Source organism: Solirubrobacter ginsenosidimutans, assembly GCF_027587205.1.
The window spans coordinates 115,592-128,327 of record NZ_JAPDOD010000013.1; the positions used below are offsets into that span (position 1 = coordinate 115,592).

Sequence of the window (12,736 nt, forward strand, 5' to 3'; positions counted from 1 at the left end):
GGTAATGGTTCGGCAAAGGCGCCTACGATCGGACCGGTGACCCGCCTGCTGCTCGTGGAGGACGATGTGGACATCGCCGAGCCGCTGGCGCGGGCGCTGACCCGCGAGGGATACGAGGTCACCTCGGCCGGGGACGGGCGCGTCGCGCTGCAGACCGTGCTCGACGGCGCGCCTGATCTGATCATCCTCGACATCGGCTTGCCCGGGATGGACGGCCTGGATGTCTGCCGCCATGTCCGGGAGGTACGCCCGCAGGTGCCGATCCTGATGCTGACCGCGCGCGACGGCGAGCTCGAGACCGTCGCCGGGCTCGACGCCGGCGCCGACGACTACGTGACCAAGCCGTTCCGGCTCTCGGAGTTGCTCGCGCGGGTGCGGGCGATGCTCCGGCGCAGCTCGCCGCCCGAGCTGCTCGCCGGCGACGTCCGCGTCGACGAGGCCTCGCGGCAGGCCTGGCGCGGTGACCGGGAGCTCGATCTCTCGCCCAAGGAGTTCGACCTGCTGGCGCTGCTCGTGCGCGAGGCGGGCAAGGTCGTCACGCGCGAGCGGATCATGGATGACGTCTGGGACGTCAACTGGTTCGGCTCGACCAAGACGCTGGACATGCACATGTCCTGGCTGCGCAAGAAGCTCGGCGACCCGCCGCCGATCGCGACCGTGCGCCGCGTCGGGTTCCGCTTCGAGCGCTGATGCGCCGCCAGCTGATCGCCACCACGGCGCTGATCGCGCTCGCGGCGATCCTCGTGCTCGGCATCCCGCTGGGCATCGTCGAGAGTGCTCGCGCCCGCGGCGATGCGCTCGGGCGCCTGGAGCGCGAGGCCGACGGCATCGCCGCGGCCGTCGACGACCGCACGCCGGCACGCTTGAGCGCCGCCGCGCTCTCCCCCTGGCTGCGACCCGGGCACGCGGCGCTCGTCGTCGCGGACAGCACCCGCGTCCGGCTCGGCCGGATGCCGACCGGCAGCGTCCTCTCCGCCCGCTCCGGCGCGACGCAAGGCGTGCGCGTGACGGTCTACGCCTCCGCGGCGGAGGTCGCCCATCGCCGTCGTCAGGTGTGGCTGCTGGTCGGCGGCCTGGCGATCGTCGGGACCGCCGCCGCGGTGGCGCTCGCAGTGCTGCAGGCGCGCCGGTTCATCCGCCCGCTGCAGCGACTCGTCGCCACTTCGGACCGCCTCGGCGCCGGTGACTTCTCCGCCCGGACCGGCCGGCTCGAGCTCCCGGAGCTGGACCGCGTCGCGGCCGCGCTGGACGCCGCCGCGGTGCAGATCGCCCAGCTCGTCGGCCGCCAGCGCGAGTTCTCGGCCAACGTCTCCCACCAGCTGCGGACACCGCTGACCGCCATGCGGCTGCGCCTCGACGAGCTGGCCACGCTCGAGGACCCAGCCGCCGCGCGCGAGGAACTGGAGGCGACCCTGCGCGTCGCCGACCGCCTCGAGCGCACCGTCACCGACCTGCTCGCGCTGGCCCGCGCCGGCGACATCGGCCGGCCGCGCGACGTCGACCTCGCCGACCTCGCCCGCGAGCACGCCGCCGCGTGGCAACCCGTCTTCACCCGCGCGGGCCGGACACTGCGCGCGGACGTCGACGCGTCGCTGCCCGCCCGCGTCAGCCCCGGCGGCGTCGCGCAAGCGCTCGACGTCCTGCTCGAGAACGCGCTGCACCACGGCACCGGAGCGACGCGCCTGCACGCCGCCGCGCTCGACGGCCGCAGCGTGCTCGCGGTCGAGGACCAGGGCGCAGGCGTGCCGTCGGAGCTCGAGCACGCGATCTTCGATCGCCACGTCTCGACCGCCGGCTCCACCGGTCTCGGACTCTCGCTCGCCCGCGCGCTCGTCGAGGCGGACGGCGGCCGCCTCGTCCTCGCTCGCCCCGCGCGGTTCGAGATCATCGTCCCGCAACGACGTGTTGACACGTAGTCAGGTCGCGTTCAGGTGGTCCGCGCGACGATCGGGCCATGCAGATCGACTACAGCCTGTTCAAGCTGGTCAACGGGCTGAGTGGAAACGCGATCGCCGACCGGAGCTTCACGTTCCTCGCGCAGAACCTCGCGACGCTCTTGATGGTGCTGGTCGCGCTCGCGTTCCTGGTGCCGTGGAAACAGCGGCGCGACGAACGGCGTCGAGGAGCGGTGATCGGCACGGCGGCGGCCGGTCTGGCGCTGCTCGTCGCCCAGCCGATCGCCCACCTCGTCGCCCGCGCCCGTCCCTACGCCGACCACCCGGTCCATCTGCTGATCGCGCGCTCGCCCGACCCGTCGTTCCCGAGCGACCATGCCACGGGGGCGTTCGCGCTCGCGTTCGGGCTCTGGCTGTATGACCGGACGCTCGGTACCGTCCTGCTCGTGCTCGCGGCACTGCTGTCGGTGAGCCGCGTCTACGTCGGCACGCACTATCCGGGCGACGTTCTCGCCGGTGCGCTGCTGGGTGCCGGGATGGCCGGCGCGCTCTACCTCCTGCCGACCCGCAAGCTGGTCGAGCTCGTGGTCCGCTTCGCCGGCGCGCTGACCGACCGCGTACTCGTGCGCCCGCATTCGGCGGCCTGATTGACGTTCGTCCTCGTCGCGCTCGGCGCGGGGGTGGCGGTCAGCGTCGAGTTGCTGGAGGCGCTGGCGATCGTTCTAGCGGTGGGCGTGAGCCGGCGCTGGAAGGACGCGTTGGTGGATGCGGGCGCGGCGGTCGTGGTGTGCGCGGCGCTGGCCGTGCTCGTCGGTCCGGTGCTGCTCGCGAACGTCCCGCTCGACACGCTGCGGGTGATCATCGGCACGCTGCTGTTGCTCTACGGCCTCGAATGGCTGCGCAAGGGGACGCTGCGGCTGGCGGGGCGACGCGCACGCGCTTCGTCGCTCGCCGAGTACGTGGAAGCGCAGGAGGAGTTGCAGGAGGCGCCGCTGCCGCCGCCGGGCACCGCGGATTGGGCCGGGCGGGTCGTGGCGTTCAAGGGGGTGCTGCTCGAGGGCGTCGAGGTCGTCCTGATCGTCAGCGCACTCGCCGCCCGCCCCAGCGGCCCCGCGCCCGCGCTCGCCGGTGCCGCGCTCGCCACCGTCGTCGTGCTGGGCGCCGGCGCCTGGCTGCGCAAGCCGCTCACCCGCATTCCCGAGACCGAGCTCAAGTGGGGCGTCGGTGTGTTGTTGAGCGCCTTCGGGCTGTTCTTCGCGGCGGAGGGCATGGGCGCGCACTGGCCCGGCGGCGACCTCGCGGTGCTCTACCTCGTGGCCGCGCTGGCCGCCGCGAGCCAACTGCAATCGCACCGGCTCGCATGAGGACGCTCAAGAAGCTCGTGCTCGGCGAGACGTGGTGGCTACCGCTGGGGATCGCCGTGGTCCTGATCATCGGCGGCCTCGTCATCCGTCCGCTCGCTCCCGCGCTCTGGCATGACGCCGGCGGCTTCCTGCTGCTGGCGGGCGTCCTCGCCGTGTTGCTCTCGAGCGTCGCGCGCAGCGCTACGCGACGAGAATGAGCTTCGTCGGCGGCTCCGCGAGCGCCGCCGGCGCGTCGTCGAAGGCGACCACCGCGCTGGTGACGAGCGCCGGGTCCAGGCGCCCGGCGGCGACGAGCGCGAGCACATCCGGGATCACGGCACGGGCGTGGACGCGACCGGTGTGCAGCGTGCAGCCGCGGGTGTAGAGCTCGAGCAGTGGCACCGGCGTCTCCGGCTCGAAGTAGATGGCGACGCTGGTGCAGGTGCCGTCGGGCGCGGTCGAGCGCAGCGCGGCGTGCAGACCGGCGTGGTCACCCGACGCGTCGACCGTGATCGGGAAGCGCCCGAGCTTCTTCGGCCACTCGGCGACCGCCACCGTCTCGGCGCCGAGCGCCGCGGCGCGCTCCAGCCGCCCCTCGTCGGTGTCGGCGTAGACGACCCGCGAGGCATCGAGTGCGAGCGCGCAGGCCGCGGCGTAGAGGCCGATGCTGCGCGCCCAGCCGCCGACGATCAGCACCTCCTCGCCCGGGGCGGCCGCGAGCGGGCCGGCGACCGCCCGGTAGCCGTCGGCGACGTTGTCGGCGACGCTCGCGAGCTGGGTCGGCTCGACCCCTTCCGGCAGCGCGACGAGCATCGCGTCCGCGTACGGCACACGGAGCACGTCCGACAGCGCGCCGCCCCAGTCGCCGCCGAGCGGCCGCATCCCGTAGGCCGACCCGCGCGGCACGGTCCGGCAGCTCGCGGTGCGCCCGGCCGCGCACGCGGCGCAGGTGCCGCAGGAGATCTGAAACGGCACCACGACCCGGTCGCCGGGCACGACGGTCTTCACCGTATCCCCCACCTCGAGCACCTCGGCGACGCACTCGTGGCCGAACGGGAACGGCTCGGCGATCGGGATCGCTCCTGAGAGGAAGACCGCGTCGAGATCACACAGCGCCACGGCCAGCGGGCGGACGAGCGCTTCGCCGTCCCCACCCAGCACCGGCGCGGGCGCCTCGCGCCACTGCACCGTGCGCGGCCCGGTGATCTCGAGTTGCCGCATCTCCGGCGCCGACTATCTCAGACGATGTGCTCGTCGCGCGCGCCGCGCCCGGTGCTCGCGGCGCTCACGGTCACGTCGTCGAGCGCGACGGTCACGGTCAGCTCGTCAACCCCGCGCAGGACGCGCAGCGAGAGGTCACCCGACGCGGCGTCGATGGCCGCGTAGAGGTCGGCGATCGAGCGCAGGTCGTGCAGCACGTCACCGGTCCGCAGGCCGGCGGCGAACGCCGGCGAATCCGCCTCAACGCCCCGGACAAGCAGTGCCGGGAGCGACGGTAGCCCGACCGCGTCGCGCAGTGCGATGGCGGCGTGGGCGGGCGCGAGCGTCAGCCCGAGACGCGGGTGGGCGGCGGGGCGCGAGCCCTCGAACGAGACCAGCAGCTTGCGCAAGAGCCCGGCCAACGTCTGCAACTCGTCGTCGCCGAGCGCCGCGAGCAGCCGCCGCTCGTTGGCGAGATGGGCCGGGACGATGCGCTCGAACAGCTCCCGCCCACGCGCGGTCAGGGTGATCAGCGTCGTGCGCTTGGACTCCGGGTCCGGCTTGCGCTCGATCAGCCCGAGCTCGACCAACCGGTCCATGCGGACGCTGATCGTCCCCGACGTCAGCCCGAGCTCGTCCATCAATTGGCGCTGGCTGACCCCGCGCTCGTCCCCGATCCGGGCCAGCGTGACGAGGACGCCGAAGTTCGCCGCGCTCAGGCCGTGCGCCTCGAACAGCTCGTTCAGCTCCCGGTCGACGTGCCCGCGCACGCGCGCCAGCCGCGAGATCACGCCGACGGGCGCGAAGTCGAGCTCAGGCCGCCGCTCATCCCACGACGCGAGCAGGGCGTCGACGGAGTCACGCGGCACGCAGTTCGCATCCATCGACCTCAAGCGTATGCCACAATGCCATCCACAATACCTTGGACTCAAGCATTGACAGGGAGCGTTCGTCGATGGACATCGCGATCATCGGAGCAGGCAGGATCGGCGGCAACATCGCGCGGCAACTCGCCGCCGGCGGGCACCGGCTGGTGTTGAGCTACTCGCGCGACCTCGCGGCGCTGGAGGCGCGCGCGGCCGAGATGGGTGCGACGGCGGCCGCACCGGACGACGCCGTCGCGGGTGCGGAGGTCGTCGTCATCGCCGTGCCGTGGAGCGTCCTGCCCGACGCGCTGGGCGCGATCGGCTCACTCGACGGGCGCATCGTGATCGATACGACGAACCAGTTCGGCGCGGGGCCGATGCCCGCCGAGGGACAGACCGCGGCGGCGTTCAACGCGGGGCGGATGCCCGGTGCGCGCTACGCGAAGGCGTTCAACACGCTGACCTCGGCGTTCCAGGTCGAGACGGCGCATCGCGAGCCGCGCGTCGTGCAGTGGCTGTGCGGCGACGACCAGGCGGCCAAGGACGTCGTCGCCGGGCTGATCCGCGACGCGGGCTACGCGCCGGTCGACCTGGGCGGGACCGCCGGCTGCGCGGTCATGGAAGCGCCGCGCCGGAACGGCGCCGTCTACGGCGAGGAATACCGGTTGGCCGAGGCGCTCGCCGTCGTGGACGCGGTGCGCGACGGCCGCCCGATCCCTCCCACACCCGCCTACTGAGCGAGGTCCTCCTCGACCTGGCGGTTCCATTCGGCCTTGTCCTCGCGCCAGCCCTCCTCGGTGCGGGTGCGCTTCCAGTAGCCGGAGGCCGAGAGGGCCTCGCGGGGAACGCCGCGCTCGACGAGCAGGTGGCGGCGAACGGCGCGGACGGTGCTCGCCTCGCCGTGGACGAACGCGTGGACCGGGCCGTCGGGGAAGTCGAGCGCGCCGAGCGCGTCCACGACCGTGCCCTCGGGCAACCACTGCACCCGCAGATCGCCAGGCGAGGTGAGCGACTGCTCGTCGGCCGGATCCTCGACCTCGAGCAGCGCGTGGACCGGCACGCCGGCCGGAACGCGGGCGAGTGACGCGGCGATGGCCGGGATCACGCTCGCGTCGCCGACCATCAGGTGCCAGGCGGCGGCCGGGTCGGGCGCGTAGGCGCCGCCGGGGCCGTTGAGCTGGAGCAGATCGCCGGGCGCGGCGGCCGCGGCCCACGGACCCGCGACGCCCGTATCGCCGTGGTAGACGAAGTCGATCGTCAGCCGCACCCGCTCGGGGTCCCAGTCGCGGACGCTGTAGGTGCGCGTGCGCGGCCACTGCTCGCGTGGGAGCCGGGCACGGATGTCCTCGACGTCGAACGGCGGCGTGTACGGCGCGCCCGCGGGCGGGAGCTGCAGCTTGACGTAGTGGTCGGTGTACTCGCCGGCGCCGAAGCCGGCCAGATCCTCGCCGCCGACGACGACGCGGATCATGTGAGGGCTGATGCGGTGGGTCTCCTCGACCCGGGCGATCAGCGGCCGGCGTGTCCGGCGTGCGGTGGCGGGAGCAGTCATTAGGGTGCCCTAATTCTAGGACGCGCGATTGATCCGCCTGCGCCGACGTGGCGATAGAGGTGGTGTGCACGCCGTTTCACGCATCGCTCTCCTTGCCGCACTGACCCTCGTCGCCGGGTGCGGTGGTGGGGAGCGCCCGGCCGCGGCGATCGCTCCGCCGGAGGCCGCAGCGCCGACGCCCGCCGTGACGGCCCAGCCCGTGGCCGACGTCGTGGCGAAGATCGCGGACTTCGAGTACAAGCCCCGCACGCTGCGGATCGCGAAGGGCACGCGCGTGACCTGGAAGAACGTGGACACGGCCAATCACACGGTCACGTTCGCCCGCGGCCCGGGCGATCTGGGGAACATCAGCGAGCGCGGCAGCCGCTCCGCCCGCTTCCCGCGCGCGGGGACGTTCACCTACGTGTGCGAGTACCACCCGAGCATGCACGGCAAGGTCATCGTCTCCTAGTCACACGAGGTCGGGGTCGGTGTGGCGGGCGATGCGCAGCTCCATGCTCAGAACCGGTCCTGGGGCCACGGGTTCGCACTGCCGTAGCGCTCGATCGTCGGGCCGCACGGCGGCGGGACGCGCCCGAAGAGCCCGGCCTCGACCCGCAGGATGCGCGCATCGAACACGCGAGCGAACGGGTCGTCGCGCAGGCGTGGGGCCCCCGCGCCGCGGACGACCGTGATCGCGCCCTCGAAGTGCGACGCGTCGCTGAGCAGGGTCGAGATGGCGTCGGCCCATGGGTCGCCCAGGACGTTGCGCCGCGCCTGCTGCACGGCGAGGTCGTCGAACGGCAGCCGCACGCCTCGCGGCGGGCGCACGAGCGAGATCCACGCGGGCGCGCCGCCTGGGTCGACGATGCGGTCGTCGATCCGGCGGGCCTCACGGGTCGGACGCGCGCGGGTGCGCCACGCGGCGAGCCAGCCCGCGGCGCTCCCGTCGGCGTGGAACGCCGCGGCCTGGGCCGTGGCGGTGTCCGACGGGGCATCGAGGAGATCGAACCAGCACCAACTCATGCCGTCGGCGCTTCCCAGTCGGTGCGGATCGAGCGCTGGATCGAGCGCAGGTCGCCGCGGAGCTCCTCAAGCGTCGGCCGCCCCCAGAACCAGTAGCCGTTGTAGGCGTTGTGGATCGTCAGGTCCGGGAAGAGCGTGAAGACCGCCGGGACGTATGGGTCGTGGACGGTGTCGGTGGTCTCGCGCAGGCCGAGCTGCGCCTGAACGGAACGGTCGGCGTCGGAGAGGAACGTCCAGCGCGCGCCGAGCCCGGCGCGGAACGCGGCGGACACCTCGGGAGGATCGACGCTGACCGAGATCACGCGGGAGTAGGCGACCTCGACCTCGTCCTGGAACGCCACGAGACGGCGGAAGAACGCCTGCTCCTTCGGGCACCACCAGCCGCGGTAGAAGTGCAGCACGGCGGGATCGCCGGCGACGAGCTCGGCGAGCGTGCGCCGGTTGCCGGCGTGGTCGGTGAGCGCGCAGTCCGGGAAGTGCGAGCCGGGGACGAGTGTGTTGGGCACGTCGGTGACCGTCCCACGAACCGCGTGATCGTTTCACGCAAGCCGAGCGGTGCGCGAACGCTCGCCCTCCAGGATCGCCGCCATGACGATCCCCCGCAGCCGCGACCTCCGCCTGCTCGCCGGTGCTGCCGGCGTCTCCGCGCTGGGTGACTTCCTCGCGCTGATCCCGCTCGTCCTGCACGTGCAGGAGCGCACCGGCTCGACGTTCGCGGTGTCCGCCGTGTTCTTCGCGCTCTGGGCCCCGGTGGTGCTCGGCGCAGGGCTGGCGGGCACGATCGTGGACTCCTTCGAGAACCGCGCGCTGCTGGTCGGCGTCTCGTTCGCGCAGGCGGCGATCGCCGTCGCGCTCGCGCTGTGCGTGAACGCGCTCTGGGCGGTCCTGCCGCTGGTCGCGCTGCTCGGCTTCACGGTCGCGGTCAGCCAGCCGGCGGAGTTCGCGCTCGTGCCGGCCGCCGCCGGCGATGTCGAGATCGCCCGCGCCAACGGGCTGATGGAGACCGTGCGCGCCGTGGGCTTCACGGCCGGACCGCTGCTCGGCGGCGTCCTCGGCGCGGCGGGAATGCTGCGGCTCGCGCTCGCGATCGACGCGTTGTCGTTCGTCGCGGTGGGCTTCGCCGGGCTGGCGCTGCGAGCGCGTCGCCGGCCGGCCGCCGCAACCGCGCCGGGTGAGCGCATCCGTGCGCGCGCCGGCTTCGCGTTCCTCGTTCATGACCGCGCCCTCGCGCTCACGCTCGGCGGCGCCATCGCCGCCCTGACCGTGTTCACCATCTCCGTGACCGCGGAGCCGTTCTTCGTCACCGACGTCCTGGGCGCCGGGAGCTTCGGCTACGGGCTGCTGATCACGGCGTGGACGCTGGGGATGCTGATCGGCGCCGCGGGGCTTCCGCAACGCGTCCCGGCGGCGGCCGTGGCGGTCGCCGCACTGACCGCGATCGTCGCGCAGGGCCTCGGGCTCGTCGTGGCCGCGCTCGCGCCGGTCCTGTGGACCGCCCTGCTCGGGTTCGCCTTCGGCGGCGTCGCGCACGGGCTGAAGAACGTCCTGCTGCGAACGCTGATCCACGAACGCGTCCCCGAGGCGCTGCGTGGCCGCGCGTTCGCCGCCTACAACGGCGCCCGCAACGGCGCCGAGCTCGGTGCGCTCGCGCTCGGCGGCCTCGTCGTCGGCGCCTTCGGCGCCCGCACCGGCCTGCTCGTCTCCGGCCTCGGGCCCGCCGCGATCGGCCTCACTTGCCTGCTCTACCTCACCACGACCCTCCAAAGGAGGACGTTCCATGCACGTGTCCAAGGCTGACGTTCCACCCACACTGCCGGGCTTCGCCGCCCGCGCCGTCGGCGATCTCCCGACGCTCTGGGAAGGCTTCGCGAAGCTCGTCGGGGTGGGCCTCGACATCACCGCCTTCGGCGTGAACATCATGGATCTGCCGCCCGACTACGCGACGACGCCGCACGACGAGTCGGAGACGGGCCAACAGGAGCTGTACGTGGCGCTGCGCGGCGCGGGGGCGGTCGTGATCGACGGCGAACGCCACCGGCTGGACGGCGAGCACCTCGTCGCCGTCGACGCCGGCACGGGCCGGGTCCTCTCCTCCGGACCCGAAGGTCTGCGGGTGCTCTGCATCGGCGGCGTGCCCGGAGGCGTCTACGAGCGGCCGGCCTGGACCTCCGACGCGTAACACCCGCTCGTCTTGAAGGACCTCCCCGCCATGCCTTCCTTCTCCGGTCTGCTGATCATCACCGCCGTGGCGTTCGGCGCGCCGTTCGTGCTCGGCCTCGCTCCACGGGTGCGGCTTCCCGCGGTGGTGCTGGAGATCGTGGCCGGGATCGTCGTCGGGCCGAGCGTGCTCGGTTGGGTGCACGTCGATCAGACGATCGCCGTGATCTCCACGCTCGGCCTCGCGTTCCTGCTCTTCCTCGCGGGATTGGAGATCGACTTCTCCCGCCTGCGCGGGCGGGTGCTGCGGCTCACCGCGCTGGGCTACGGGCTGTCGTTCGCGATCGCGCTCGTGGTCGCCGCCGGCCTGAAGGCCGCCGGGCTGGCCGACGCGCCGCTGCTGGTCGCGATCACGCTCGCGGCGACCTCGCTCGGCGTGCTGATCCCGGTGCTCAAGGATGCGGGCGAGAGCACCTCGACACTCGGGCAGGTCGTGATCGCGGCGGGATCGATCGCCGACTTCGGCGCGATCATCCTGCTCTCGATCTTCTTCACCGGCGAGGGCGGGACGGGCGCGACGCTGCTGCTGATCGGGTCGCTGCTCGGGCTCGCGCTCGTGGTCCTGATCGCGGTCCGCGGCGCCGAGCGCTCGATGCGGATCCGCGCCGATCTCCTGCGCCTGCAGGACACGACGGCGCAGATCCGGGTGCGTGGCGCGATGGTGCTGCTCGTCGGCTTCGCGGCGATCGCGCAGTCGCTCGGCTTGGAGGCGATCCTCGGCGCGTTCGCCGCGGGCGCGATCCTGACGCTGCTCGACGCCGACGAGGTCATGACCCACCCGCAGTTCCGGCGCAAGCTCGAAGCGATCGGGTTCGGGTTCTTCATCCCGGTCTTCTTCGTCACCACCGGCGTGCGCTACGACCTCGACGCGCTGCTGGCGAGCGCCTCGACCGTGGTCATGGTCCCGATCTTCCTCGCGGCGCTGCTGGCCGTGCGCGGGCTCCCGGCGTTGCTCTATCGCCGCCTGCTCGGCCCGCGCCAGGCGCTGATCGCCGGCCTGCTGCAGTCGACGTCACTGCCGTTCATCGTCGCCGCCACCGCGATCGGGCTCGACCTCGGCGTCGTCGACGCCGCGACGAGCGCCGCTCTGATCGCCGCCGGCCTGCTCTCGGTGGTCATCTTCCCGGCGACCGGTCTCGCGCTCCTGCGCGCGGGAGCGGAGCCGCGCACGCCGCCGCCGGTCGCCGAGGAGACGCCGCTCGTCGCGATGTGAGTGAAACGCCGCCGGCAGACGCGAGACTGACCGCCCATGCCGCTCTTCTGCGATATCACGCTGGCCGAACGCATCGAACGCGCCGAAGCCCGATTGATGGCCAGGGTGTGCGAGCGCGGGTCCGGGTTCGCGATCGAGCTGGCCGGCGGCATGGCGACCTTCGCCGGAGCGGGCTCGCCGTACAACAAGGTGGCGGGGCTCGGCTTCGGCGGCGTGCCCGCCGACGGCGCGCTCGAGGACGTCGAACGGGCCTACGCCGCGGTCCGCTCCCCCGTGCAGATCGAGCTCTGCCACCTCGGCGATCCGGCGCTCGCCGCACGGTTGACGGAGCGCGGCTACCGGCTCGCGGGGTTCGAGAACGTCCTCGGCATCGCCCTCGACGGCGAGCGCGAGCGCGTGACGCCACCCGGGATCGAGATCCGCTCCAGCGGCGACGACGAGCTCGAGCACTGGCTGCAGGTCTCCGCCGATGCCACGGTGCTCCCCGACACCGACGGCGTCCCCTCCCACGAGGAGTTCTCGCGCGAGGATGTGCTGACGGCGATGCGCGCCTTCGCCACGGCCGACGTCAAGCGCTACCTGGCGCTGCGCGACGGCGCCGTCGCGGGCGAGGCGAGCTTTTACCTCAACGGAAGCATCGCGCAGCTGACCGGAGCGGCGACGCTGCCCGCCCACCGCCGCCGGGGCATCCAGACCGCGCTGTTCTCGACGCGCCTCAGCGACGCCGCGGCGGCGGGCGCGGCCATCGCGGTCGTGACCACCCAGCCGGGGTCCAAGTCCCAGCAGAACGCGCAGCGCCAGGGCTTCAGCCTGCTCTACACCCGCGCGATCCTCGTCAATCCGCTACCCGGCCGGGGCGATGCGCTCCGCCGCGGCATCGGCGACCTCGCGTAGCCATTCGGGCAGTCCCTGCTGAGCAGCGGCCGCGGCGCTGCGCCAGCGCGCCGCGTGATCGGACGGAACCTCGACGCGCACCACGACCGCGGGCTTCGCGGCCTCGGCTCGGCGCGCGAGGCGCTGAGCGGAGAGCTGGCGGCGCAGCTCATTGCGCGACCATTCCTGCGCCTCGGCGCGATGCAACCACAGGTCCTGCTCGGCCGCCGGCAGCGCCGCGACCTCCGCGTGGTGCTGGAAGCTGAGACCCTCGCGACGGCGAGCCGGCGCGATGCTCCGCGCCACCCACGCGTAGTTGCGCAGCGTCTGGTAATCGAGGTTCGTCGCTTCCAGGGCCGACCGGTAGCGCTCGCCGTACCGCCGTTCACCGAACAGCAGCCAATCGCCGAGCGCCCAGGCGGCGCCACCGCAGATGCGCGCGATCCGCGCTCCGACGTCGGCCCAGTCGTCGAATGACATGTCCGAGCCGAGCTCGAGAACGAGGCGCCGCGACGGGGCGGCGACGGTGGTCGGGAACTTGGTTTCGAGTGCGGTAGCGGTCATCGGCGAAC

At 73.1% G+C, this 12,736-nt stretch carries 17 protein-coding genes; 11 read left to right on the forward strand and 6 right to left on the reverse strand.

Translation table 11 applies throughout. The features are described from left to right. Positions 1–36: 36 nt before the first annotated feature. Genes OM076_RS15325 through OM076_RS15345 form a run of 5 tightly spaced genes read left to right on the forward strand, consistent with a single transcriptional unit; the run spans position 37 to position 3,456 of the window. Positions 37–690: a response regulator transcription factor gene (locus OM076_RS15325; RefSeq protein ID WP_270040876.1), complete on the forward strand. Its 654-nt coding sequence runs from the start codon at positions 37–39 to the stop codon at positions 688–690. Continuing rightward, the gene (locus OM076_RS15330) at positions 690–1,916 is read left to right on the forward strand and encodes a sensor histidine kinase (RefSeq protein WP_270040877.1); all 1,227 of its coding nucleotides are present in this window, start codon (positions 690–692) and stop codon (positions 1,914–1,916) included. The genes OM076_RS15325 and OM076_RS15330 overlap by 1 nt, the downstream gene beginning before the upstream one ends. Before the next feature lie 38 nt (positions 1,917–1,954). Beyond that, complete coding sequence (locus OM076_RS15335; protein WP_270040878.1) at positions 1,955–2,542, forward strand: phosphatase PAP2 family protein; 588 nt, start codon at positions 1,955–1,957, stop codon at positions 2,540–2,542. Then, positions 2,543–3,259, forward strand: coding sequence for a hypothetical protein (locus tag OM076_RS15340; RefSeq protein ID WP_270040879.1), 717 nt, complete (start codon positions 2,543–2,545; stop codon positions 3,257–3,259). Then, a complete protein-coding gene (locus OM076_RS15345; protein ID WP_270040880.1) occupies positions 3,256–3,456 on the forward strand; it encodes a hypothetical protein in 201 nt (66 codons plus the stop codon). Before OM076_RS15340 ends, OM076_RS15345 begins: the two co-directional genes overlap by 4 nt. Here OM076_RS15345 and OM076_RS15350 read toward each other — a convergent pair. Further along, a complete protein-coding gene (locus OM076_RS15350; protein ID WP_270040881.1) occupies positions 3,440–4,459 on the reverse strand; it encodes a zinc-dependent alcohol dehydrogenase in 1,020 nt (339 codons plus the stop codon). The genes OM076_RS15345 and OM076_RS15350 overlap by 17 nt on opposite strands. A gap of 17 nt (positions 4,460–4,476) precedes the next feature. After that, entirely contained in the window at positions 4,477–5,322 is an 846-nt protein-coding gene (locus OM076_RS15355) for a MarR family transcriptional regulator (protein WP_270040882.1), read from the reverse strand. Between the two features lie 38 nt (positions 5,323–5,360). On the opposite strand from OM076_RS15355, the gene OM076_RS15360 reads away from it, so the two are divergent. After that, complete coding sequence (locus tag OM076_RS15360) at positions 5,361–6,041, forward strand: NADPH-dependent F420 reductase (protein WP_270040883.1); 681 nt, start codon at positions 5,361–5,363, stop codon at positions 6,039–6,041. Here the strand turns inward: OM076_RS15360 and OM076_RS15365 are convergent. Beyond that, on the reverse strand, positions 6,035–6,856 hold the full coding sequence (locus tag OM076_RS15365) for a siderophore-interacting protein (RefSeq protein ID WP_270040884.1): 822 nt from the start codon (positions 6,854–6,856) through the stop codon (positions 6,035–6,037). The genes OM076_RS15360 and OM076_RS15365 overlap by 7 nt on opposite strands. 64 nt (positions 6,857–6,920) lie before the next feature. Between OM076_RS15365 and OM076_RS15370 the strand changes: the two genes are divergently transcribed. After that, positions 6,921–7,307, forward strand: a complete 387-nt coding sequence (locus OM076_RS15370) for a plastocyanin/azurin family copper-binding protein (protein ID WP_270040885.1) — start codon at positions 6,921–6,923, stop codon at positions 7,305–7,307. Between the two features lie 47 nt (positions 7,308–7,354). Here the strand turns inward: OM076_RS15370 and OM076_RS15375 are convergent, their stop codons facing one another. Further along, positions 7,355–7,861 (reverse strand): hypothetical protein, encoded by a 507-nt coding sequence (locus OM076_RS15375; protein WP_270040886.1) that lies wholly within the window; start codon positions 7,859–7,861, stop codon positions 7,355–7,357. After that, complete coding sequence (locus OM076_RS15380) at positions 7,858–8,367, reverse strand: redoxin domain-containing protein (protein WP_270040887.1); 510 nt, start codon at positions 8,365–8,367, stop codon at positions 7,858–7,860. Before OM076_RS15380 ends, OM076_RS15375 begins: the two co-directional genes overlap by 4 nt. An 82-nt stretch (positions 8,368–8,449) precedes the next feature. Here OM076_RS15380 and OM076_RS15385 point away from each other — a divergent pair, with 82 nt between their 5' ends. The 4 genes from OM076_RS15385 to OM076_RS15400 are packed head-to-tail and all read left to right on the forward strand — an operon-like array spanning position 8,450 to position 12,185. Continuing rightward, a complete protein-coding gene (locus OM076_RS15385) occupies positions 8,450–9,658 on the forward strand; it encodes an MFS transporter (RefSeq protein ID WP_270040888.1) in 1,209 nt (402 codons plus the stop codon). Then, the gene (locus OM076_RS15390) at positions 9,639–10,040 is read left to right on the forward strand and encodes a hypothetical protein (protein WP_270040889.1); all 402 of its coding nucleotides are present in this window, start codon (positions 9,639–9,641) and stop codon (positions 10,038–10,040) included. The genes OM076_RS15385 and OM076_RS15390 overlap by 20 nt, the downstream gene beginning before the upstream one ends. 30 nt (positions 10,041–10,070) lie before the next feature. Next, on the forward strand, positions 10,071–11,291 hold the full coding sequence (locus OM076_RS15395; protein ID WP_270040890.1) for a cation:proton antiporter: 1,221 nt from the start codon (positions 10,071–10,073) through the stop codon (positions 11,289–11,291). A 36-nt stretch (positions 11,292–11,327) separates the two neighbouring features. After that, positions 11,328–12,185, forward strand: coding sequence for a GNAT family N-acetyltransferase (locus OM076_RS15400; protein ID WP_270040891.1), 858 nt, complete (start codon positions 11,328–11,330; stop codon positions 12,183–12,185). Here the strand turns inward: OM076_RS15400 and OM076_RS15405 are convergent. Next, on the reverse strand, positions 12,135–12,728 hold the full coding sequence (locus OM076_RS15405; RefSeq protein WP_270040892.1) for an LmbU family transcriptional regulator: 594 nt from the start codon (positions 12,726–12,728) through the stop codon (positions 12,135–12,137). The genes OM076_RS15400 and OM076_RS15405 overlap by 51 nt on opposite strands. Positions 12,729–12,736: the final 8 nt, after the last annotated feature.